The organism is Enterobacter cloacae complex sp. SHL018, assembly GCF_049237905.1.
GTDB lineage: Bacteria > Pseudomonadota > Gammaproteobacteria > Enterobacterales > Enterobacteriaceae > Enterobacter > Enterobacter hormaechei_C.
The window spans coordinates 309204-331148 of record NZ_JBMKJE010000001.1; the positions used below are offsets into that span (position 1 = coordinate 309204).

Here is a 21945-nt window from a genome sequence, read left to right on the forward strand (position 1 = left end):
TTGCAAATTATTACCATTTGCATTAGCGTTGTTAACAAATTTCGTTGGGGAACAAGCGGTAATGAAGAGGGTATGGAGTGGGTTGCTGTTGGGGATCGGCGCGCTGCCCGCCGTGGCGGCAACGTGCGAGCAGTCGTCCCGGCAGGGCGATGTTCAGGGAAAGTTTGATGCCAGCGGCGAAGTCTGCTTCTCCCTGCCCGAGCTGGATGAAAATTACGTTTCCGCCACGCTGCATGGCGTGACGGATGCGCGCCTGCTGGATGGGCAAAACCGTCGCATCCGCACGCTGATCGAAAACGGTCCTGCGGACGGGGAACACACGCTGCTGTTTGCCCTGCCGGTGAAACAGAACACCTCGCTGGTGCTACACGGCGAAGCTGGCAAGCCGTGGCGTTTTCAGTGGCGGATGAAAGAGACCTCTCCGTTACCACGCGTGCAGATGCTGGCGCCAGAAAGCCCGACGCTGAAGGCGCTGGCAAACGTCATTTCTGCCGGTGGAAGTACCGAGGCGTTCTGGCAGGCGCAGCGTCGACAGGGAACGCCGATGGTGGAGCCGGTAGATGCGGGCCATAAGCGCGTGACCTTTCTGTGGCGCGGCGCGCGGGATAACGTCTTCATTCTCGGCTCTCCGGCGGGGGATCACGATCCGCTGTTCCGTCTGGGCAACAGCGACGTCTGGTTCCGCAGCTACGTGGTCCCCGCTGATACGGTGATGCAGTACAAGCTCGCCCCCGATGTGCCGATCGTTGAAGGCTCTGCCCGCGATCAACGCCGCGCCATCCTGGTAAGCGCGCAGGCCGATCCGCTTAACCCGAATAGCTTTGGGGAGCAGAAGACCGATCGCTGGAATCGCTATTCTCTGCTCGATCTCAGCCCGGCGCGCTACTGCTCCGTTCGGGCTACGGCACAGCCGCTGTTACACGGGACGTTGAGCCGCCAGAGGCTGAGCAGCAACATCCTCGGCAATGCCCGCGACGTGATGATCTACCAACCGCGCGGCGCACAGCCTGCACGCTGGACGCTCATCCTTTTCGACGGACAGGTTTATCAGGACGAATACCATTTTGCCAACGTGCTGGACGGTCTGATTGCCCGACATCACCTGCCTCCGATTAACGTGGTGTTTATCGACAGCCTCGATCACGCCCGTCGCGGCAACGAGCTGCCGCCGAACCCGGATTTTGCTGACTTTATGGCGCACGAGCTGCTGCCGTGGCTGCGGGGGAAGGGCATCGGCATGCAGCGGCAGAAAACCGTACTGGCAGGATCAAGCTACGGGGGAATTGCCTCTTCATGGGTGGCGCTGCGCTATCCGCGCCTGTTTGGCAACGTGCTGAGCCTTTCCGGTTCTTACTGGTGGGCTCCAGAAGGTGACGCCCCCGGCTGGCTGACGCGTCAATACCAACAGTCTCGACCGTATCCGGTGCGTTTCTGGTTACAGGCCGGGAAGTTTGAAACCACGGGGCCGGGCGGCGGCATCTATCGCACCACGCAGGATTTTGAACAGATGCTGAGGAATAAAGGCTACCGCGTCAGCTTCCACCCCTCATCCAGCGGCCACTACTACGCGGCCTGGTGTGAAGCGCTGATCCACGGGATGCGCGATCTCACTGGCTTACGACGCCAGTGAAAACCAGCGGCGCCAGATGAAACGCAGGATAAAGAATTCGATGGCGCCGAGCACCAAAAACCACAGACAGAACAGAATGGTGTACAGCTGATTCAGATCGACCATATGAAAGGTCTGAACCAGCTTCTGCGCCAGCACCAGACCCAGCGACGGCGCGGGTAACAGCAGGCAGGAGAGCAGGGCCATCAGCAAAATGCCCCCTGCGGTGAGCAGCGATTCTAACGGATGTTTCATCGTAATGTTAATCGTCAGTTAAAAATGTCATTGTCCGGCATCCTGAAACGTAAAGCAATATCATCCCCGCTGGCAAAATTGGGTAAAAGGCCACCGTTATTCTGCGAATTAATAACAGAAAATAGATAATATTTTCGGGGCGATTAAATTAATATCGCGTTATGTAAATAAACGTCTTTCTCACGAAAATAATTTTACAAAGCTATAGGTGCTATATCCAATTAACGTCGCAATAACAATGGCTGCGACAATGTATAACGCCAGACGCCGTCCGCGATAAATACCAAACATGCTTCCTCCTCGTTTAGTGTTGGTTTAGAAATATTTTGTAAAAATCAACGCATCAAAATAATTTTAATCAGTTTTGAATAACCGGGTAGTCAATATATTGCGGTAGATCAATTTAACCCGCAAGACTTAAAAATGAATTATTTAAAGCCAGAAAGGAATTCCGGCTTCCGTCCACCGGATATTGAAGGAAAAATACCATGACCAAAAAAAATTTCTCGCAGAATATGCCACCCGCAGGCGGGCAGGCGTACCAGCAGACCGTAGAGCAGGTGCTTGCTCAGGCGCAGAGCCAGGCTAATGGCCTGGACCGTGCCGAGGCGCAGGCGCGTTTACAGAAGCATGGCCCGAACGCGCTGCCGGAGAAAAAAGGCAAGCCGGGCTGGCTGCGTTTTCTCGCGCATTTTAACGATGTCCTGATTTACGTCCTGCTGGCAGCCGCCGTATTAACGGCAGTAATGGGACACTGGGTTGATACGCTGGTTATTCTGGGCGTGGCGGTAATCAATGCCTTAATTGGCCACATTCAGGAAAGTAACGCGGAAAAATCCCTGAAGAGTATTCGCAATATGCTCTCCAGCGAGGCGCGCGTTATTCGTAACGGCAACCATGAAACTATCCCGACGACGGAAATCGTCCCGGGCGATATTATTGTGTTGCGCGCAGGAGATCGTATACCGGCGGATATGCGCTTAATCGAAGCGCATAATTTACGCGTGGAAGAGGCAATTCTGACCGGTGAATCCACCGTGGTGGATAAACACACGAACCCGCTGAACGGCGAATTACCGTTGGGCGACCGCACGAACCTGGTCTTTTCCGGTACGACGGTCAGCGCGGGCGGCGGCGTTGGCGTGGTCATTGCCACGGGCCAGGAGACCGAACTCGGCCACATCAACCAGATGATGGCGGGCATTGAAAAACACCGCACCCCGCTGCTGGTGCAGATGGACAAGCTGGGCAAAGCGATCTTCGCCATCATTCTGGCGATGATGGCCGCGCTGTTTGTCTTCAGCCTGGTGTTCCGCGAGATCCCGATGGGCGAGCTGCTGCTCTCCCTGATTAGCCTGGCGGTAGCCTCCGTACCGGAAGGTCTGCCAGCGATTATCTCCATTATCCTCTCCCTGGGTGTGCAGGCGATGGCGCGCAAGCGGGCGATTATCCGCAAGCTGCCGACGGTTGAAACCCTGGGCGCGATGACCGTGGTCTGCTCGGATAAAACCGGCACCCTGACCATGAACGAGATGACGGTGAAAGCCATCATCACCGCCGACACCTGCTATCGCGTGGACGGCAACAGCTACGAGCCGGTGGGCAACATCTACCTCGAAGGCAGCGACGAGCCGGTGCAGATCCAGCCGGGCACCGTGCTGGAGCAGTACCTGCGCACCATCGACCTGTGTAACGACAGCCAGCTGATTCAGGACGAGCGTGGCCTGTGGGGCATCACCGGCGGGCCAACCGAGGGCGCGCTGAAGGTGCTGGCGGCCAAGGCCCACCTCGAGCCGGTCGTGACCACGCTGGTTAACAAGATCCCGTTCGACTCTCAGTACAAGTACATGAGCACCCACTACCAGATTGGCAGTGAGGAGCAGATTTTGATTACCGGCGCGCCGGACGTGATTTTCGCCCTGTGTGAGCAGCAGCAGACCCGCAACGGTGCGCAAGCCTTTGACCGCGCGTACTGGGAAACGGAGATGGAGCGCTATGCGCGTCAGGGGCTGCGCATGGTCGCCGCGGCGTTCAAGCCAGCGAACGGCGAGCAGGCATTAACTCACGACGACCTGAGCCACGGTCTGATCTTCCTCGGCATTGCCGGGATGATGGATCCGCCGCGTCCGGAAGCGATTGAGGCGATTAACGCCTGCCAGCAGGCGGGGATCCGCGTGAAGATGATCACCGGGGATCACCCGCAGACGGCGATGAGCATCGGCCAGATGCTGGGGATCACCAACAGCGAGCAGGCGGTTACCGGCTACCAGCTGGAGAAGATGGACGACGCCGAGCTGGCGGAAGCGGCGGTGAAGTATGACATCTTCGCCCGTACCAGCCCGGAGCATAAGCTGCGCCTGGTGAAAGCGTTGCAGGACAAAGGCGAAATCGTCGGCATGACCGGTGACGGCGTGAACGATGCCCCGGCGCTGCGCCAGGCGGACGTGGGTATCGCGATGGGCATCAAAGGCACGGAAGTGACCAAAGAGGCGGCGGACATGGTCCTGACGGACGATAACTTCGCCACCATCGCCAGCGCGGTGAAAGAGGGACGTCGCGTTTACGACAACCTGAAGAAGACCATTCTGTTCATCATGCCGACCAACCTGGCGCAGGGGCTATTGATTGTGATTGCGCTGCTGGCGGGGAACATCATTCCGCTGACGCCAGTGCTGATCCTGTGGATGAACATGGCGACCTCCGCCACGCTCTCCTTCGGCCTGGCCTTCGAGGCCGCCGAGCGCAACATTATGCGCCGCCCGCCGCGTCAGACCGGGCAGCACGTGATGGACGCCTACGCCGTCTGGCGCGTGGCCTTCGTCGGCACCATGATTGCCATCGCCGCCTTTGCGCTGGAAGCCTGGCTGGCCCCGCGCGGCCACAGCGCGGAGTTCATCCGCACCGTGCTGTTGCAGATGCTGGTCTGCGCCCAGTGGGTATACATGATTAACTGCCGCAATACCGACGGGTTCTCCCTGAACCGCGGCCTGCTGGCGAACAAAGGGATCTGGCTGGTAACGGGCGTACTGTTCCTGCTCCAGGCGGCGATTATCTACCTGCCGTTTATGCAGATGCTGTTCGGCACCGAAGCGCTGCCGCTGCGCTACTGGTTCGTGACGCTGGCGGTGGCGGGCGTGATGTTCTTCGTCGTCGAAATCGAGAAGCGACTGACCCGCAGGTTCCGTAAGGCTGCATAACCTTTTGCCCTCACCTTAACCCTCTCCCACAGGGAGAGGGAACTCTGACCTCCCTCTCCCTGTGGGAGAGGGCCGGGGTGAGGGAAAACAACGCCGAGGTACTCCCATGAAATTCCCACTCCTGTTCGCGCTCCTCGCCTGCACCCTGCCACCCGCATTCGCCGCGGCCATTCCCGTGCGTGTCGCCACCGTGGAGCAGACCGCCCACGCCGCCGAGCGTCAGATCCCGGGTCGCATTGAAGCTATCCACACCGTTGAACTGCGCGCCCGCACGGAAGGCGTCATCACCAGAATCCACTTCCGCGACGGGCAGTACGTGAAAAAAGGCGACGTGTTGTTCGAACTGGACGACGCCGAGCCGCGCGCCGCCCTGCGTCTGGCGCAGGCCGAAGTGAGAAGCGCCGAAGCCACGCTGCGTCAGGCGCAGCAGCAGCTGTCACGCTTCGAAAGCCTGGGCAGCAGCAACGCCATCAGCCGCCACGACGTGGACAACGCCCGCATGCAGCGCGACGTAGCGAGCGCCGCGCTGGAGCAGGCGAAAGCCCGGCTCGACACCCGCAGCGTCACCCTCAACTACACGCGCATTACCTCACCGATTGACGGGCGCGTGGGGCACAGCAACTTTCACGTCGGCAGCCTGGTGAATCCTGCCAGCGGTGTGCTGGTGGAGGTGGTGCAGCTCGATCCCATCCGCATCGCCTTTGCGCTGGAAGAGGGCACGTTTGCCACTAAAGCCGGACAGCATGCGGATATCAGCGCCATGAAGCAGGCCTGGCAGGCGCTGATTGACAGCAACGGCCAGCGCATCAGCGGGGAACTCACCTCCGTGGACAACCGCATCGACCCGCGCACCGCCAGCGTGATGCTGCGCGCCGAGTTCGCCAACCCGCGCCATCAGCTGCTGCCCGGCGGCAACGTGAACGTCTACCTGCGTCCGTCAAGTGAGCAACCAGTGCTGACTCTGCCCGCCGCTGCCGTACAGCAGAATGGCCACGGATTCTTCGCATGGGTGGTTAACGCCGAGGATAAAGCCGAAATGCGTCCGCTGAAGGTCGCCGGACAGATCGGCCAGCAGTTCCAGATTGCCTCCGGCCTGAAGCCCGGTGAGCGAGCGATTACTGACGGTGCGCAGCGCGTGCAGCCAGGCGTTGCCGTCCAGATACTGAATTAAGGAGCCATCATGCTGACGTTTTTCATCAAACGCCCGCGCTTTGCGATGGTGATTGCGCTGGTCATCACCCTGCTGGGGGCCATCGCGCTGAGGATTATTCCGGTGGAGCAGTACCCGCAGATCACCCCGCCGGTCGTGAATGTGTCAGCGTCATGGCCGGGCGCCAGCTCGGCTGACGTGGCGGAGGCCATCGCCACGCCGCTGGAAACCCAGCTGAACGGGGTGGATCATATGCTCTATATGGAGTCCACCAGTTCGGACGAGGGTAGCTATAGCCTGAACATTACCTTTGCGGCAGGCACCGACCCGGATCTCGCCGCCATCGACGTGCAGAACCGCGTGGCGCAGGCCGTGGCGCAGCTGCCGACCGAGGCACAGCAAAACGGCGTGCAGGTGCGCAAGCGCGCCACCAACCTGATGATGGGGGTAAGCCTTTACTCACCGAACAACACCCACACGCCGCTGTTCGTCAGCAACTACGCCAGCACCCAGGTGCGCGAGGCGCTGTCTCGCCTGCCGGGCGTCGGGCAGGTACAGATGTTTGGCGCACGGGACTACAGCATGCGCATCTGGCTGCGTCCGGACCGCATGAACGCCCTGAACGTGACCAGCGATGACGTGGCGCAGGCGCTGCGCGAGCAGAACGTGCAGGGGGCGGCAGGCCAGGTCGGCACGCCGCCGGTGTTTAACGGCCAGCAGCAGACCCTGACCATTAACGGGCTGGGGCGCTTAAATCAGGCCGACGACTTTGCCAACATCATTATCCGCGCCGGGGAGATGGGTCAGCTGGTGCGCCTGAAGGACGTCGCCACCATCGAGCTTGGCTCGCGCAGCTACAGCTCTGGCGCGCAGCTGAACGGGCACGACTCTGCCTACCTCGGCATCTACCCGACGCCGTCCGCTAACGCCCTGCGCGTGGCCGATGCGGTGCGCGCGGAGCTGGAACGGTTATCCACGCGCTTCCCGGACGATCTGGTCTATGAAGTCAAATTCGACACCACCTCGTTTGTGGCCGCCACCATCAAAGAGATTGGCGTCTCGCTGGCGCTGACGATGCTGGCGGTGGTGGTCGTGGTGTCCCTGTTCCTGCAAAGCTGGCGCGCGACGCTGATTGTTGCCCTTGCCATTCCGGTGTCGCTGGTGGGCACCTTCGCGGTGCTCTATACGCTCGGCTACTCCGCCAATACGCTGAGCCTGTTCGCTATCATTCTGGCGCTGACCATGGTGGTGGATGACGCCATCGTGGTGGTGGAGAGCGTCGAAACGCTGATGGCGGAAGGGCAGAGCCGGACGGCGGCGACCGCGCTGGCGCTGCGCCAGATCGCCGGGCCAGTGATTGCCACCACGCTGGTGCTGCTGGCGGTGTTTGTGCCGGTGGCGCTCCTGCCGGGGATTGTGGGCGAGCTGTACCGCCAGTTCGCGGTGACGCTCTCGACTGCCGTCACGCTCTCAAGCCTGGTGGCGTTGACTCTTACGCCCGCCCTGTGCGCGCTGTTGCTGCGCCCGCGACCGGAGAAACCTGCGGCACTCTATCGCGCCTTTAACCACGGGCTGGACGCCACGCGCGGTTTCTACACCCGCATCGTGAACGTTTTAAACCTGCGCCCGTGGCTGGCGCTGCTGGCCACCGCGGGTGCGGCGGCGGTGGTGGTATTCAGCTTTATGTCGATGCCAAAAGGCTTCCTGCCCCAGGAAGACCAGGGCTACTTCTTCGCCAGCGTCCAGCTGCCGGAGGCAGCCTCGCTGGAGCGCACCGAAGCGGTGATGACCACCGCGCGCGAGCTGATCGCTAACAACCCGGCGGTAGAAGACGTGATTCAGGTCTCCGGGTTTAACATCCTCAACGGCACCAGCGCATCGAACGGCGGGTTTATCTCCATCATGCTCAAAGACTGGAGCGAGCGTCCGCCGCTGGATGAGGTGATGGGCGCCTTGCAGCGGCAACTGCTGGCCCTGCCGGAAGCCACCATCATGACCTTTGCGCCGCCGACGCTGCCGGGGCTGGGCAACGCCTCCGGCTTCGACCTGCGCATTCAGGCGCAGGCGGGGCAAAGCCCGGCGGAGCTGGAGCGCGTGACGCGTGAGGTGCTGGCGAAAGCCAACCAGAACCCGCAGCTGAGCCGCGTGTTCACCACCTGGAGCAGCAACGTGCCGCAGATGACGCTCACCGTTGACCGCGAGCGCGCGGCCCGCCTCGACGTGCCGGTGTCACGCATCTTCAGCAGCCTGCAAACCGCCTTTGGCGGCACGCGCGCCGGGGATTTCAGCGTCAACAACCGCGTCTACCACGTAGTGATGCAGAACGAGATGCAGTGGCGCGAGCGCGCGGAGCAAATCAGCGAGCTGTTCGTGCGCAGCAACAGCGGCGAGCGGGTGCGTCTGAGCAACCTCATCACCATCACGCCGACCGTCGGCGCGCCATTTATACAGCAGTACAACCAGTTCCCGTCGGTATCGGTGAGCGGCTCGGCAGCGGAAGGGGTGAGCAGCAGCACCGCAATGGCGTCGATGGGCGAGATTCTGGCGGAAAACCTGCCAGCCGGGTACGACTACGCCTGGAGCGGCATGTCGTATCAGGAGCAGCAGACCGGCAATCAGGCGATATGGATCGTGCTGGCGGCGGTGGTGATGGCGTGGCTGTTCCTCGTCGCCCAGTACGAGAGCTGGACGCTGCCGGCGAGCGTGATGCTCTCGGTGCTGTTCGCCATCGGCGGGGCGCTGGTCTGGCTGTGGCTGGCGGGCTACGCCAACGAAGTGTATGTGCAGATAGGTCTGGTGCTACTGATAGCCCTCGCCGCCAAGAACGCAATTCTTATCGTGGAGTTTGCCCGCGCCCGGCGCATGGATGGAATGGCGATTATCGATGCCGCACGGGAGGGGGCATCGCGCCGCTTCCGCGCGGTAATGATGACCGCCGTGTCGTTCATTATCGGCGTCCTGCCGATGATGCTGGCGACCGGGGCGGGTGCCCAGAGCCGCCGCATCATCGGCACTACGGTGTTCAGCGGCATGCTGGTGGCGACCGTGGTGGGGATAGTGTTCATCCCGGCGCTGTTCGTGCTGTTCCAGCGCCTGCGCGAGTGGGGCCACGGCCTTACGGACTCGTCGCCCACAGCTCACAGTGCTTCTGCACCAGAGAAATCAGCGAGCCGCCATCGGCGATAAAGTCCCGCATGCGCTGCGCCTCGCTCTTGCCCTGCTTTAACAGCAGGGCAATCTCATTGATTGCGCTTGTCGCGCCGAGCTTCTCGGCCGACGGCGCAACCTGCTCGAGCAGCCAGGCGGTATCTTCCGCCACGGTTTTGTGCTCGCCGGTATGTACGTCCGTCAGAATGCCTTCCAGCCCGTAGCGACAGGCCTGAAAACGGTTAAAGCGATACAGCAAAAAATCCCGTTCCTGATGCTTATACGGCCGCGCGGTCAGCAGCCAGTGCGACGTCGCCTGAATAAGCCCGGCGATGTTAATGGCGTGGCTGAGCGTCAGCGGCGTATCCATCACCCGCACCTCGACGGTGCCGAAGTGCGGGCTGGGGCGGATGTCCCAGTGCAGATCCTTAATGCTGTCAATCATGCTGGTGGAGCTCAGGCGGCGGAACAGCCCCTCGAACTCCTGCCAGCTGTTGACCCACGGCATCTGACCGTTATCCGGGAAGCCCGAGAAGATGTTGAGACGCGATGAGGCGAACTTCGTGTCCGTGCCCTGCATATACGGTGATGCGGCGGCCAGGGCGATAAAGTGCGGCACAAAGCGCGACAGGCCGTGCAGCAGGTAAATGGCGTCGTCCCCGGTCCGACAGCCGACGTGTACGTGCTGGCCGAACACCGTCGCCTGCAAAATCAGATAGCCAAAGCGCTCCAGCGTGACGTTATAGCGCTCGTCGTCGCACACTTCCTGCCGCTGCCATTTCTGGAACGGATGCGTCCCACCGCCGCAGATCTGGATATGCTGATCTTCCGCCGCGCGCAGGATGCTCTGCTGCATCACTGAAAACTGCGCCGCTGCCTGGTCGATGGTCTGGCACACGCCGGTGGCGATTTCGAGCATGCTTTCGGTGATGTCGTGTTTGACTTCCCCCCCTTTGATGTCGTCTTTGACGGCGGCGATGAGGGCAGAGGAGTCCTGGCTCAGATCGTAACCCGGCGGGTTAACCACCTGGAGTTCGAGCTCAATGCCGAGGGTATAAGGTTCAGAGGATTTGAAGTCGGGTAAAGGCATGGCGCACTCCGTTGTCTGTTATGAGTTGAGTATAGACAATGGGCGTGGCGCGCTCTTTTCAGGGTGGTATAACTGATAGCAGGCTTAGCAAAAGGGGAGTGATCCATGTCTGACTATCCAACCATTGCGCTGACAGGACCCGGTGCGATTGGGACCACCATCGCCGCGGTGCTGCATGAAGCGGGCCGCACGCCGCTGCTGTGTGGGCGCACCGCGCATCCGGAACTGCGCCTGCGTCATGATGAGGGTGAAATTGTGGTGCCCGGTCGGGTACTCACCGATCCCAGCGTCATTACGCGCCCCGTTGACCTCGTTTTTTTGGCGGTCAAAACGACGCAAAATGCCGACAGCGCCGGGTGGCTGCGCGCTCTGTGCGATGAAAACACCGTGGTCTGCGCGCTGCAAAACGGCGTGGAGCAGAAAGCCCAGCTTGCGCCTTTGGTCAATGGCGCAACGGTGCTGCCCTCGGTGGTCTGGTTCCCTGCCCAGCGCGAGCCGGATGCCTCCGTCTGGCTGCGCGCCAAACCGCGCCTTACGCTGCCGGACGTGCCGCAGGCGCAGCGGGTGGTGGAGGCGCTTCGCGGCACGCGCTGTGACGTTGAGCTCTCGACAGATTTCACTACCGTCGCCTGGCGCAAGCTGCTGCAAAACGCGGTCGCCGGGCTGATGGTGCTGGCCAATCGCCGCGCCGGGATGTTCAGGCGCGAGGATATCAGCGAGCTGGCGCTGGCCTACCTGCGCGAGGGGCTTACCGTCGCCCGCGCCGAAGGGGCGAAGCTGGACGATGCGGTGGCCCAGGAGATTCTGGCGAACTTCCAGCGTGCGCCAGTGGATTTAGGCACGTCGATCCTTGCCGACCGTCAGGCGGATCGCCCGATGGAGTGGGACATACGCAACGGCGTGATCCAGCGCTATGGCCGCAGGCACGGGATTGCGGTGCCCGTCAGCGACGTGGTGCCGCTGCTGGCGGCGGGGAGCGAGGGGCCGGGCTAACGGCCGCTGTTTTTCCGTTCGGCATAGTAATGGGCGGCCGTGCTGCCCATCGCTTTTCTAAACAAGGTGATAAACGCATTCATACCTGAGAGTGGCGGCGGGCCGATAGAGAGGAAGAGAGATGAATATGAATGTCCGCTCTGTGCCAGAAGCAGAAGTTGTTAACATTCCTATACAAGGGTAGAACTTTTAGGTGAACACTTCAAACCAAACTCTTAGCCACGTAATAATTTAAAACAAAACAATAAAATGAGAAGATATACAATTGGTGGCGTATTTTTAATTTTACATGTCTGCTGTTCATAAAGCCCTGATGGAGATTTACTATGAATGATAAGGATAAGGTCATGAGAGAGAAAACAAAGGATTTTTTGCTATCGTTAGGAGTTGTCGCGACTGGGCTGCTGCTTCTGGAGTTCAAGCATGTTTTTATCGCATTTTCAGTTTTGTTCATCTACAGCTTATATAAGCTGTACCCAGAAAGATATATGCTGGAAAAAATAATAAAAAGCACATTTTCTATTAAGTTTTATAATGTAGTGATATGGTTTATTTCATATGTATTGACGCTAAAAATGCTTAGTGTGATTTATGGTGTTGATGAGGAGTATTTGAAATATTCACCTGCCGTTGTTGCTATCCCTATTTCTATTTGTATTCTGTACTTCTTCTTGGTGCTTGTCGCCGGCATATCCAGTGCAGTAGGCATGATTACTGGTAACGTTGTTGGCTTCCTCCCCGAACGGGCAAAAGTTTATTATGAGCAATCAATCTTTGTCAGGTTTGTTACCATACTTCAATCTCTGGTGATTGTTGTAGCAATACCGTTCTTACTTGCCGCTATATCTTCAGGTTATGTCGCAAAGATAGCTATCTTGTCGGATGCGTCATTTGTATCTGATTGCGGAGTAAAGCAATGGGGGGTGATGTATCTAAGAAGAAACAACAATGAGTGCTATAGGTTTACTTTAAATAGGAATGTGTTTAGTGAACAGCCAGTGATTATGAATTCAAAAAAATAGAAAGGTGAGTTTCCCAGCCTTGGCTTTTACAGGTGAATCATGAGCAATAGAGTTGCGGGACAAATATATACGGTCCAACCAGACTCAGATACTAAAAAGTGATTCTACTCATCTTATTGCACATCATGAATCGCCACGGCTTCGGCAGCCAGCTTCCGCTCCTCGCTCTTAACGGACATTCAACAAACCACATTGCATTATGCATAAGGCCGAAATCCTGCTTTTTACCCCAGCAGAGCCCCGGCCTCCCATCACCCGCCTCAGTGCGCCGTTATATAAGGCTCCTTCACAAACTCCGCCAGCAGCCAGACCATATCATGCAGTAGCCCGGTGAGTTCTTTCGCCACGCTCACAGGCAACGTCCCGCCCATTACCGCCAGCGTTAACGCCACAGCATAATCCACCTGCAACGCCGTATCCTGCCAGCAGTCCGGTACGCAGGAGGCGATCTTTTCCCCCGCAATTAGCTGTTCCACCAGATACGGCGGAAGTTCCGAGTCACAGCGCTCACGCATTCGTTTTAGCGCAGCCAGCAGTTGCTTACAGAGCGTGGCAAATGTCACCGCATCGTCCGTTTCCACCAGTACGCTTACGTACGCCGCACAGGTGTCAGCCAATTCAAAGAGATCCGCAGAATCGGGAAGTTGCAGGTGAAGAAGGTGATGAAGAGCGCTTTCTTCAGTAAGCGCGTAAGAAAATCCAGGGATAGTAGCCATAAGGCATCCTCTTTATGCAAAAAATGTTAACCGCCCGATGAGTTCCTACGCTCAGAGGGGGTAGCGCTGACGGAGGTAGGAATACCGTGCATAAAGAAAAACGGCCAGCCTTTCGACTGCTCCGTCAGCGCCACCGTGATTCTAACGGGATATGCGCTGTCGCGACAAAAAATATCGCTTTATGCTAACGGGTTCCTACGCCCGGTTACGGATGTGCCGCAACGCAGGCACTTTACGACCGCGGAGAAGGGATGAAAAGGGATGCCCCTGAATTACATAAGGTTGCTTAAAAGTTTGCGAGGCGGCTTCCAAAGGGCATTGCCGGGTGGCGGCTGCGCCTTACCCGGCCTACAAAACCGCCAACAAGCCAACCAACCCGCGACACGAACCGTAGGCCCGCGCAAGCGCAGCGCCGCCGGGCACAGCCACACCGTAGCTACCCCTCGCTCATCATCGCCAGAAACCGCTTCACCGTCCGCGAACGCTCAAAACGCCGCCAGCAGAGCGCGATATCGGTATAAAGCTCCGGTGAGCGCAGCGCATGGTAGGTGACATTCGGCGGAGAAATAGCGGCCATGGATTTCGGCACCAGCGCGAACCCGCCGCCAGCGGAGACCATGCTCAGGGAAGAGGAAAGTTGTGAGGATTGCAGCGTGTGTTGCATATCGATCCCGGCCCGCTCGCAGCTGCCGTAAACGCGGTCATACAGCCCCGGTGCTACCTCCTGGGGGAACAGCACCACCGGCGTATCCCGCAGCTCGTCCAGCGCCAGATCGCCACATGCCGCCAGAGGATGATCGCGATGCAGCGCCACCACCATCGGCTCCCGATCGAGGATTTTTAATTCGAACACCTTACTGCTTTCGCACGGCAGGCGCACAAAGGCGATATCCAGCTCACCCTCCGCCAGCATCGTCGTCAGCGACGACATATTGGCTTCCACCTGGTGAACCTGCACCGCCATGTTCTGCACCTGAAACTGACGTATCAGGGCGAAGATTTTGGGATGAAAAGCATCTGAACTGGTGATGCCAATCGACAGGCTGCCGTTCAGCCCGCGCGCGATGCCCCGGGCTTTCTCCAGCGCGGCGTCGCTCAGCGCCAGGATCTTACAGGCGTCCTCATAGAAGGCCTCTCCCGCCTCGGTCAGCTCCACGCCCCGTGTCAGGCGCCTGAACAGCGGCGTGCCCACTTCCTCTTCGAGCCGTTTGATCTGCTGACTCAGAGGAGGCTGTGAAATACCCAGCGCTTTGGCCGCCCTGGTGAAGTGTCGCTCGCGTGCTACCGCGACAAAATAGCGCAGATAACGAAGTTCCATATCAAAAACGTCTCAAACCAGCATGGATTCTATATTGGAACTCTCTGCTGAATCGGGTCAACATTTATTTAACCTTTATAAATAAAGTTGAAGAGGACGGGCATGATGATGCATTCATCTGCATGCGACTGTGAGGCGAGTTTATGCGAGACCCTGCGTGGGTTCTCGGCTCAGCATCCTGACAGCGTGATCTATCAGACATCGCTAATGAGCGCCCTGCTAAGCGGCGTCTACGAAGGGGAGACGACCATCGCCGACCTGCTGGCACACGGTGATTTTGGTCTCGGTACCTTTAACGAGCTGGACGGTGAAATGATTGCCTTCAGCAGCCAGGTGTACCAGCTGCGCGCCGACGGCAGCGCCCGCGCCGCGAAGCCGGAGCAAAAAACGCCGTTCGCGGTGATGACCTGGTTCCAGCCGCAGTACCGCAAGGCCTTCGACGGGCCGGTCAGCCGTCAGCAGATCCACGACGTGATCGACCAGCAAATCCCCTCCGATAACCTGTTCTGTGCGCTGCGCATCGACGGCAATTTCCGCCACGCGCACACCCGCACCGTACCGCGCCAGACACCGCCGTACCGGGCGATGACCGACGTGCTGGATGACCAGCCGGTGTTCCGCTTTAACCAGCGCGAGGGCGTGCTGGTCGGGTTCCGCACCCCGCAGCATATGCAGGGCATTAACGTGGCGGGCTATCACGAACACTTTATCACCGACGACCGTCAGGGCGGGGGCCACCTGCTCGACTATCAGCTGGAGAACGGCGTGCTCACCTTCGGCGAAATCCACAAGCTGATGATTGACCTGCCCGCCGACAGCGCGTTTTTACAGGCCAACCTGCACCCCAGCAACCTTGATGCGGCTATCCGCGCCGTCGAAAACTAACAGGAGAACTACCGTGAACAGTGAGAAACAGTCACGTCAGTGGGCGCACGGCGCCGATATGGTTGTCGGCCAGCTGGAAGCGCAGGGTGTGAAGCAGGTGTTCGGCATACCGGGCGCAAAAATCGACAAGGTCTTTGACTCCCTGCTGGACTCCTCCATCGAGATTATCCCGGTGCGTCACGAGGCGAACGCGGCGTTTATGGCGGCAGCGGTAGGACGGTTAACCGGCAAGGCCGGGGTCGCGCTGGTCACCTCCGGGCCGGGCTGCTCCAACCTGATCACCGGCATCGCCACCGCCAACAGCGAAGGTGACCCTGTGGTCGCGCTGGGCGGGGCGGTGAAGCGGGCAGATAAAGCGAAACTGGTGCACCAGAGCATGGATACCGTCGCCATGTTCAGCCCGGTCACCAAATACGCCGTCGAAGTTAATTCACCGGACGCGATTGCCGAGGTGGTGTCGAACGCGTTTCGCGCTGCCGAGCAGGGCAGGCCGGGCGGGGCGTTTGTCAGCCTGCCGCAGGATATTGTCGACCAGCCCACCACGGGGGCGATTTTACCCGCCAGCACCGCGGCGCTGATGGGCCCGGCGCCGGAGTCAGCCATCAACGACGTGGCGAAGCTTATCGCGAAGGCCAAAAACCCGGTCATCTTACTCGGCCTGATGGCCAGCCAGCCCGCCAACAGCGCCGCGCTGCATAAGCTGCTGGAGAGAAGCCGTATTCCGGTCACCAGCACCTATCAGGCAGCCGGGGCGGTGAATCAGGAACACTTCACCCGCTTCGCCGGACGCGTCGGACTCTTTAACAACCAGGCGGGCGACCGGCTGCTGCATCTGGCGGACCTGATTATCTGCATCGGCTACAGCCCGGTGGAATACGAGCCGTCCATGTGGAACAGCGGCGACGCGACGCTGGTGCACATTGACGTGCTGCCCGCTTATGAGGAGCGCAAGTATGTTCCCGATCTGGAACTGGTCGGGGATATTGCCGCCACGCTGAATCTGCTTGCCAGTCGAATCGAGCACAAACTTGAACTCAGCCAGCGCGCCTCGGAAATTCTTGTCGATCGCCAGCATCAGCGGGACCTCCTCGACCGTCGCGGCGCATCGCTTAACCAGTTTGCCCTGCATCCGCTGCGCATTGTGCGCGCCATGCAGGACATCGTGAATAACGACGTAACGCTCACCGTGGACATGGGCAGCTTCCACATCTGGATCGCCCGCTACCTCTACAGCTTCCGGGCGCGTCAGGTGATGATCTCCAACGGTCAGCAGACCATGGGCGTGGCGCTGCCGTGGGCGATTGGCGCGTGGCTGGTCAACCCGGGGCGCAAGGTGGTCTCGGTCTCCGGGGACGGCGGCTTTTTACAGTCGAGCATGGAGCTGGAAACCGCCGTACGCCTCAACGCCAACGTGCTGCACATCATCTGGGTGGATAACGCCTACAACATGGTGGCCATCCAGGAAGAGAAAAAATACCAGAGGCTTTCCGGCGTCGAGTTCGGCCCGGTCGATTTCAAAGCCTATGCCGACGCGTTCGGTGCGAAAGGCTTTGCCGTCGAGAGCGCCGATGCGCTCGAACCGACGCTGCGTGCGGCAATGGATGTCGATGGCCCGGCCGTGGTGGCCATTCCCGTCGACTACAGCGATAACCCGCTGCTGATGGGCCAGCTCCATCTCAGCCAGATTTTGTGAATCAATATAAGGACAGAGAAATGCAAAAAGTGGCTCTCGTAACCGGCTCCGGCCAGGGGATTGGCAAAGCGATCGCGCTTCGCCTGGTGAAGGACGGCTTTGCCGTTGCTATTGCGGATTACAACGAAGAGACGGCGAAAGCGGTCGCGGATGAGATCACCCGTAACGGCGGGAAGGCCGTCGCCGTGAAGGTGGACGTCTCTGACCGCGAGCAGGTGTTCGCGGCGGTGGAAAAAGCCCGCACCGCGCTGGGCGGTTTTAACGTCATCGTCAATAACGCCGGGGTGGCGCCGTCCACGCCCATCGAATCCATCACGCCGGAGATTGTCGACAAGGTTTACAACATCAACGTGAAAGGGGTGATCTGGGGCATTCAGGCCGCAATTGACGCGTTTCGTAAAGAGGGGCACGGCGGCAAGATCATCAACGCCTGCTCCCAGGCGGGCCACACCGGTAACCCGGAGCTGGCCGTCTACAGTTCCAGTAAATTCGCGGTGCGCGGCTTAACCCAGACCGCCGCGCGGGATCTCGCGCCGCTGGGGATCACTGTTAACGCCTACTGCCCGGGGATCGTCAAAACGCCGATGTGGGCGGAAATCGACCGTCAGGTCTCCGAGGCGGCGGGTAAACCGCTTGGCTACGGGACGGAAACCTTTGCCAAACGCATCACGCTTGGCCGTTTGTCCGAACCGGAAGACGTGGCTGCCTGCGTCTCTTACCTCGCCGGGCCGGATTCCGACTACATGACCGGTCAGTCGCTGCTGATTGATGGTGGGATGGTGTTCAACTAAATACACAATACTAAAAAGCTCTGACATGAACTTTCCCCTGCTCCCGTGCAGGGGCTTTTTTTTGTCTCGTCAGCCATTGTGCATTACACTGCGCGCTGCAAAACTTTAGTCTTAAGATCTGACAGGCGGTAACAGCGATGAACGGTACAATCACAACGTGGTTTAAAGATAAAGGCTTTGGATTTATCAAAGATGAAAACGGCGACAACCGCTATTTTCATGTGATTAAGGTCGCCAACCCTGATCTGATTAAAAAAGATGCGGCGGTGACCTTCGAGCCAACCACCAACAGCAAAGGCCTTTCCGCGTATGCGGTGAAGGTGATCCCGGAGAGTAAGCATCTCTATATTGCGGGCGAGCGCGTGAAGCTCACCTCAATTAAATCCTTCGTGGTGTTCAGCGAGGAAGAGCCCGTTGAGACCAAAATCGACAAAGAGAATGCGGTGCTGTCGGTGGGGCTGCTGATGAACAGCATCAAACCCAAAACCGAGAAAAAGCCGGGCGAAATGCGCACGGTGAAGAAGCTGGCGATCACTACCTTCCAGAACACGACGCTGATCTTCACTGAAGATGAGATCGACATTGATGCCACGGTGAAGCTGCTGAAGTAACGTTTTGCCGGGTGGCGGCTACGCCTTACCCGGCCTACGAAATGCGTGCGGCACTCGCCGCCGCACGGTTTACCCCATCCTGTGCTCCCCCCGCAACATTGCTTCACGGTCAAATACCCGCTGGATCTCCCCGTGCGCCATAAATGCCGCCCGGTCGGACATATGCGCAATCACGTCCGCATCGTGGCTCACCAGCAGGTAGGTCATGCCGTGCTGCGCCTTCAGGCGGTTGAGCAGGTTCAGGATCTCCGCCTGTACCGACATATCCAGCGCCGAGGTCGGTTCATCCAGCAGCAGAAGCTGCGGGCGCAGCAGCAGCGCGCGGGCAATGGCCACGCGCTGACGCTGTCCGCCGGAAAGCTGATGCGGGTAACGCCTGCCCGCGTCGGCAGCCAGACCCACCTGTTGCAGCGCATCCGCCACCTTTTCGGCAACCTGGGTTTCGCCGTGGATGTTTAACGGCTCCGACAGGGTGCGGGCAATGGTGTGGTTCGGGTGCAAAGACGCCCACGGATCCTGGAACACCATCTGCACGTTACGGCGAAGCGCGCCTTCAAAACGTCGTCCTGGCCGTAAATTTTCCCCGAGGACGGAAATGTGGCCATTCCACTCGCGCAGCAGCCCCGCCAGCACGCGCAGAAGAGTCGATTTGCCGCAGCCGGATTCACCGATCAGGCTGAAGGTTTCGCCTTTTTCGATCGCAAAACTGGCGGCGGAAACCGCCGTTTTTTCACCAAAACTCACCCGGAGCTGGTTAACCTCAACGAGTGCCATTGTCGGCCTCCTTCCACGGTTGCGAACGGTCGAGCGTCGGCAGCATCTGGCCAAACGTCCCGGCGTTCGGGCGGCAGGTCCAGAGCGTGCGCGTGTAAGGATGGGTTGCCTGCGGCAACTGGCTCGCCGCCATTTCATCAACTTTCTCACCCTGATACATCACCAGCACGCGGTCACAGTGTTCCGCGACGAGCGGCAAATCGTGGCTGATTAACAGCATCGCCATCTGCCGCGCCTCGCACTGCTGTACCAGCAGCTCCAGGATCTGGTTGCGCAGGCGTGCGTCCAGCGCGGAAGTCGGTTCGTCGGCGATCAGCACCTGCGGGTTGTTGATGAGCGCAATGGCGATCATCACGCGCTGGCCCATGCCGCCGGAGAGTTCGCCGGGATAGCGCTGGAGCACGTGCTCGTTCAGCCCCACGGCGCGGATGATATCGTGAATGCGCGCCAGGCGTTCGGCGCGGGGCAGGCGCTGATGGAGGGTCAGCGCCTCATCAAGCTGGGCGGCGACGGTTTTCACCGGGTTTAGCGCGTAGCGCGGGTCCTGTAGAACCATCGCAATGCCGTTGCCGCGCAGCGCCTGCCAGCGGCGGCTGTTCAGGGTCAGCAGGTCGTTGCCAAGCACGTTAAGCCGCTTAGCGCTCACGATGCCGGGCTTGCGCACCAGCCCCATCAGGGCGCGGGCAGACATGGACTTGCCGGAGCCGGATTCTCCCACCAGCGCCAGCCGCTCGTTGCCTAACGTAAAGCTCAGGTTGTGGACCACGCGCGCGGCGGGGTAGTCGATATTTAGCGCATCGACGATGACGCGGTGTTCAGTCATGCTGTGGCTCCAGTACGTCGCGCAGGCCATCGCCCAGCAGGTTAAAGGCCAGGCTGGCAAACAGAATCGCCCCGCCTGAAATGGCGGCAATCCACCACTGGTCAAAAATGACCTGCATGCCGTCGGCTATCATCGCGCCCCATTCCGCCATCGGTGGACGTGCGCCCAGGCCAAGGAAACCCAGCCCGGCGGCGGCCAGAATGATCCCGGCCAGATCCAGCGCCAGCCGTACAATCGCGGAGGGCAGGCACAGGGGCAGAATATGGCCGACCAGCAGGCGCGGGCCGCGAATGCCCATCATCTCCGCGGCGGCCAGATAATCGCTGTGGCGCAGACGCTGGATTTCACTGCGCGCCTGGCGCGCATAGGCAGGCCAGGTCGTTAAGGCCAGCGCCAGCGCGCCGTTCACCAGACCGGGGCCGAGCATCGCGACAAACGCGAAGGCGAGGATCAGGCGCGGCATCGACATCACCACGTCGGTAAAGCGCATCAGGATGCGCTCCATCCAGCCGCCGTAGTAGCCTGACAAAATCCCCACCAGCAGACCGGCGGGGAGGGTAATAACGGTGACTAAGGCCACCAGCCCCAGTGCCGGACGGGTGCCGTAGATTAATCGGGAGAGCAGATCCCGCCCATAGCTGTCGGTACCCAGCCAGTGCTGCGCGTTGGGCGGTTGCAGACGCGCGGCGGCGTCCTGCCAGTTGGGGTCATGCGGCGCAAGCCACGGCGCGAACAGGGCAATAAGCACCAGCAGCGCGATGGCGATCAGCCCGCAAAACGCGGCAGGGGAGCGGCGCAGGCGGCGTAAGAAGAGATAAAACGGCATTAGCGCACCCTGGGATCGGTCGCCCGCACAAGCAGGTCGGTAAGGTTATTGATCAGAACAAAGCAGACGCCAATCAGCAGCGTACCGCCCATCACGGCGGTGGTGTCACCGGCGAACAGGGCCGTGGTGAGGTAGCGCCCGATGCCCGGCCACGAGAATACGGTTTCGGTTAATACCGCGCCCTCCAGCATGCTGGTGTAGGCCAGGGCAATCACCGTCAATAGGGTGCTGCGAATGTTCGGCAGCACGTGACGCAGCAGGATGGTCATCTCTCCGGCGCCTTTGGCGCGGGCGAGCAATATGTACTCTTTGTTCATCTCGCTCAGACAGGCGGAGCGCGTCAGGCGGGTGATACTTGCCAGCGAGTAGTAGGCCAGCAGCAGCACCGGCAGCACCAGGTGGCTGATGGCGTTGCGGAACGCCTCGCGGTCGCCGGAAAGCCAGGTATCAACCAGCGCAAATCCGGTTCGTGGCTCGACGGTGAATTGCCAGATGTCGTCCAGCCTGCCGGGGCCAGCGCTCCACTGTAGTTTCGCGTAGAACAGCGCCAGCATCAGCAGTCCGAGCCAGAATATCGGCACCGAATTGCCGAGCAGGGTGAGCGTTCTGATCGCTAAGTCCAGTGGCGAACCGGCGTAGCGGGCGCACAGTACACCCGCAATCACGCCGAGTACCGTGCCGATAATTAGCGCCAGCGTTGCCAGTTCCAGCGTGGCGGGAAAGGCGTGCAGCAGGTCCTGCAATACCGGCTGACCGGTAGCGCTGGCGGTGCCTAAATCCCCGTGAGCGAGGTTTTGCAGGTAGTGCCAGAACTGCACCGGCAGGGGCCGATCCAGCCCAAGCTGGTGGCGAACCTGATCGTAAGTGGACTGGCTGGCGTGATCGCCGACGATCTGCAATACGCGATCGACCGGGGAAAAGGCAGAGAGCGCAAACGTGACCAGCAGTAGCCCGAACAGCGTGAGCAGGAGAGTCAGCAGACCCTGAAGCACGCGGGTGGAAAGATGTGGCATGGGAAATCTCTTTATGCCGGGTGGCGGCTTCG

The 21945-nt window shown here is 59.8% G+C and carries 19 protein-coding genes; 10 read left to right on the plus strand and 9 right to left on the minus strand.

Annotated elements, in window-relative coordinates; genetic code table 11:
- Positions 1–61 precede the first annotated feature (61 nt).
- Entirely contained in the window at positions 62–1630 is a 1569-nt protein-coding gene (locus ACOTY5_RS01615) for an alpha/beta hydrolase-fold protein (protein WP_421631821.1), read from the plus strand.
- Here ACOTY5_RS01615 and ACOTY5_RS01620 read toward each other — a convergent pair.
- Positions 1616–1864, minus strand: a complete 249-nt coding sequence (locus ACOTY5_RS01620) for a DUF1158 domain-containing protein (RefSeq protein ID WP_003858875.1) — start codon at positions 1862–1864, stop codon at positions 1616–1618. The two genes, ACOTY5_RS01615 and ACOTY5_RS01620, sit on opposite strands and share 15 nt — an antisense overlap.
- 488 nt (positions 1865–2352) lie before the next feature.
- Here ACOTY5_RS01620 and ACOTY5_RS01625 point away from each other — a divergent pair, with 488 nt between their 5' ends.
- The 3 genes from ACOTY5_RS01625 to ACOTY5_RS01635 all read left to right on the plus strand — a co-directional run bounded on the left by ACOTY5_RS01625 (position 2353) and on the right by ACOTY5_RS01635 (position 9397).
- Complete coding sequence (locus tag ACOTY5_RS01625; RefSeq protein ID WP_017382547.1) at positions 2353–5061, plus strand: cation-transporting P-type ATPase; 2709 nt, start codon at positions 2353–2355, stop codon at positions 5059–5061.
- A 106-nt stretch (positions 5062–5167) separates the two neighbouring features.
- Positions 5168–6232, plus strand: coding sequence for an efflux RND transporter periplasmic adaptor subunit (locus ACOTY5_RS01630; protein WP_017694366.1), 1065 nt, complete (start codon positions 5168–5170; stop codon positions 6230–6232).
- 9 nt (positions 6233–6241) lie between these two features.
- Positions 6242–9397, plus strand: a complete 3156-nt coding sequence (locus ACOTY5_RS01635; RefSeq protein WP_045142082.1) for an efflux RND transporter permease subunit — start codon at positions 6242–6244, stop codon at positions 9395–9397.
- Here ACOTY5_RS01635 and ACOTY5_RS01640 read toward each other — a convergent pair.
- Complete coding sequence (locus ACOTY5_RS01640) at positions 9327–10448, minus strand: YbdK family carboxylate-amine ligase (protein WP_045142083.1); 1122 nt, start codon at positions 10446–10448, stop codon at positions 9327–9329. The genes ACOTY5_RS01635 and ACOTY5_RS01640 overlap by 71 nt on opposite strands.
- Before the next feature lie 105 nt (positions 10449–10553).
- Between ACOTY5_RS01640 and ACOTY5_RS01645 the strand changes: the two genes are divergently transcribed.
- Both ACOTY5_RS01645 and ACOTY5_RS01650 read left to right on the plus strand, forming a co-directional pair.
- On the plus strand, positions 10554–11441 hold the full coding sequence (locus tag ACOTY5_RS01645) for an oxidoreductase (RefSeq protein WP_045142084.1): 888 nt from the start codon (positions 10554–10556) through the stop codon (positions 11439–11441).
- A gap of 326 nt (positions 11442–11767) precedes the next feature.
- Positions 11768–12463, plus strand: a complete 696-nt coding sequence (locus tag ACOTY5_RS01650; RefSeq protein WP_047746743.1) for a hypothetical protein — start codon at positions 11768–11770, stop codon at positions 12461–12463.
- A gap of 260 nt (positions 12464–12723) precedes the next feature.
- On the opposite strand, the gene ACOTY5_RS01655 is transcribed toward ACOTY5_RS01650, so the two are convergent.
- From ACOTY5_RS01655 to ACOTY5_RS01665, 3 genes are all read right to left on the minus strand, one after another.
- A complete protein-coding gene (locus tag ACOTY5_RS01655) occupies positions 12724–13179 on the minus strand; it encodes a hypothetical protein (RefSeq protein WP_045142667.1) in 456 nt (151 codons plus the stop codon).
- A 26-nt stretch (positions 13180–13205) separates the two neighbouring features.
- Positions 13206–13313: an ash family protein gene (locus ACOTY5_RS01660; RefSeq protein ID WP_157843337.1), complete on the minus strand. Its 108-nt coding sequence runs from the start codon at positions 13311–13313 to the stop codon at positions 13206–13208.
- Positions 13314–13615: 302 nt separating this feature from the next.
- Positions 13616–14497 carry a LysR family transcriptional regulator gene (locus tag ACOTY5_RS01665; protein WP_003858850.1) on the minus strand — a complete coding sequence of 294 codons (882 nt, stop codon included), beginning with the start codon at positions 14495–14497 and terminating at the stop codon, positions 13616–13618.
- A 105-nt stretch (positions 14498–14602) separates the two neighbouring features.
- On the opposite strand from ACOTY5_RS01665, the gene budA reads away from it, so the two are divergent.
- From budA to ACOTY5_RS01685, 4 genes are all read left to right on the plus strand, one after another.
- The gene (gene budA, locus ACOTY5_RS01670; protein WP_026080550.1) at positions 14603–15382 is read left to right on the plus strand and encodes an acetolactate decarboxylase; all 780 of its coding nucleotides are present in this window, start codon (positions 14603–14605) and stop codon (positions 15380–15382) included.
- On the plus strand, positions 15354–17075 hold the full coding sequence (gene alsS, locus ACOTY5_RS01675; RefSeq protein WP_152818972.1) for an acetolactate synthase AlsS: 1722 nt from the start codon (positions 15354–15356) through the stop codon (positions 17073–17075). The genes budA and alsS overlap by 29 nt, the downstream gene beginning before the upstream one ends.
- A 20-nt stretch (positions 17076–17095) precedes the next feature.
- Complete coding sequence (locus tag ACOTY5_RS01680) at positions 17096–17866, plus strand: (S)-acetoin forming diacetyl reductase (protein WP_003858846.1); 771 nt, start codon at positions 17096–17098, stop codon at positions 17864–17866.
- 137 nt (positions 17867–18003) lie between these two features.
- Positions 18004–18477 carry a cold-shock protein gene (locus tag ACOTY5_RS01685; RefSeq protein ID WP_015571193.1) on the plus strand — a complete coding sequence of 158 codons (474 nt, stop codon included), beginning with the start codon at positions 18004–18006 and terminating at the stop codon, positions 18475–18477.
- A 69-nt stretch (positions 18478–18546) separates the two neighbouring features.
- Here the strand turns inward: ACOTY5_RS01685 and ACOTY5_RS01690 are convergent, their stop codons facing one another.
- Genes ACOTY5_RS01690 through ACOTY5_RS01705 form a run of 4 tightly spaced genes read right to left on the minus strand, consistent with a single transcriptional unit; the run spans position 18547 to position 21913 of the window.
- Complete coding sequence (locus ACOTY5_RS01690; protein ID WP_032103075.1) at positions 18547–19251, minus strand: ABC transporter ATP-binding protein; 705 nt, start codon at positions 19249–19251, stop codon at positions 18547–18549.
- On the minus strand, positions 19238–20074 hold the full coding sequence (locus tag ACOTY5_RS01695) for an ABC transporter ATP-binding protein (protein WP_045142668.1): 837 nt from the start codon (positions 20072–20074) through the stop codon (positions 19238–19240). The genes ACOTY5_RS01690 and ACOTY5_RS01695 overlap by 14 nt, the downstream gene beginning before the upstream one ends.
- Entirely contained in the window at positions 20067–20900 is an 834-nt protein-coding gene (locus ACOTY5_RS01700; RefSeq protein WP_045142669.1) for an ABC transporter permease, read from the minus strand. The genes ACOTY5_RS01695 and ACOTY5_RS01700 overlap by 8 nt, the downstream gene beginning before the upstream one ends.
- On the minus strand, positions 20900–21913 hold the full coding sequence (locus ACOTY5_RS01705; protein WP_023303249.1) for an ABC transporter permease: 1014 nt from the start codon (positions 21911–21913) through the stop codon (positions 20900–20902). Before ACOTY5_RS01705 ends, ACOTY5_RS01700 begins: the two co-directional genes overlap by 1 nt.
- Positions 21914–21945: the final 32 nt, after the last annotated feature.

Coding starts and splice junctions, on each gene's coding strand:
- ACOTY5_RS01630 (WP_017694366.1), top strand. CDS start 5,168: ATGAAATTCCCACTCCTGTTCGCGCTCCTCGCCTGCACCCTGCCACCC.
- ACOTY5_RS01705 (WP_023303249.1), bottom strand. CDS start 21,913: ATGCCACATCTTTCCACCCGCGTGCTTCAGGGTCTGCTGACTCTCCTG.
- ACOTY5_RS01615 (WP_421631821.1), top strand. CDS start 62: ATGAAGAGGGTATGGAGTGGGTTGCTGTTGGGGATCGGCGCGCTGCCC.
- ACOTY5_RS01625 (WP_017382547.1), top strand. CDS start 2,353: ATGACCAAAAAAAATTTCTCGCAGAATATGCCACCCGCAGGCGGGCAG.
- ACOTY5_RS01690 (WP_032103075.1), bottom strand. CDS start 19,251: ATGGCACTCGTTGAGGTTAACCAGCTCCGGGTGAGTTTTGGTGAAAAA.
- ACOTY5_RS01700 (WP_045142669.1), bottom strand. CDS start 20,900: ATGCCGTTTTATCTCTTCTTACGCCGCCTGCGCCGCTCCCCTGCCGCG.
- ACOTY5_RS01665 (WP_003858850.1), bottom strand. CDS start 14,497: ATGGAACTTCGTTATCTGCGCTATTTTGTCGCGGTAGCACGCGAGCGA.
- alsS (WP_152818972.1), top strand. CDS start 15,354: ATGCGGCTATCCGCGCCGTCGAAAACTAACAGGAGAACTACCGTGAAC.
- ACOTY5_RS01685 (WP_015571193.1), top strand. CDS start 18,004: ATGAACGGTACAATCACAACGTGGTTTAAAGATAAAGGCTTTGGATTT.
- ACOTY5_RS01645 (WP_045142084.1), top strand. CDS start 10,554: ATGTCTGACTATCCAACCATTGCGCTGACAGGACCCGGTGCGATTGGG.
- ACOTY5_RS01620 (WP_003858875.1), bottom strand. CDS start 1,864: ATGAAACATCCGTTAGAATCGCTGCTCACCGCAGGGGGCATTTTGCTG.
- ACOTY5_RS01680 (WP_003858846.1), top strand. CDS start 17,096: ATGCAAAAAGTGGCTCTCGTAACCGGCTCCGGCCAGGGGATTGGCAAA.
- ACOTY5_RS01640 (WP_045142083.1), bottom strand. CDS start 10,448: ATGCCTTTACCCGACTTCAAATCCTCTGAACCTTATACCCTCGGCATT.
- ACOTY5_RS01635 (WP_045142082.1), top strand. CDS start 6,242: ATGCTGACGTTTTTCATCAAACGCCCGCGCTTTGCGATGGTGATTGCG.
- ACOTY5_RS01650 (WP_047746743.1), top strand. CDS start 11,768: ATGAATGATAAGGATAAGGTCATGAGAGAGAAAACAAAGGATTTTTTG.
- ACOTY5_RS01655 (WP_045142667.1), bottom strand. CDS start 13,179: ATGGCTACTATCCCTGGATTTTCTTACGCGCTTACTGAAGAAAGCGCT.
- ACOTY5_RS01695 (WP_045142668.1), bottom strand. CDS start 20,074: ATGACTGAACACCGCGTCATCGTCGATGCGCTAAATATCGACTACCCC.
- budA (WP_026080550.1), top strand. CDS start 14,603: ATGATGCATTCATCTGCATGCGACTGTGAGGCGAGTTTATGCGAGACC.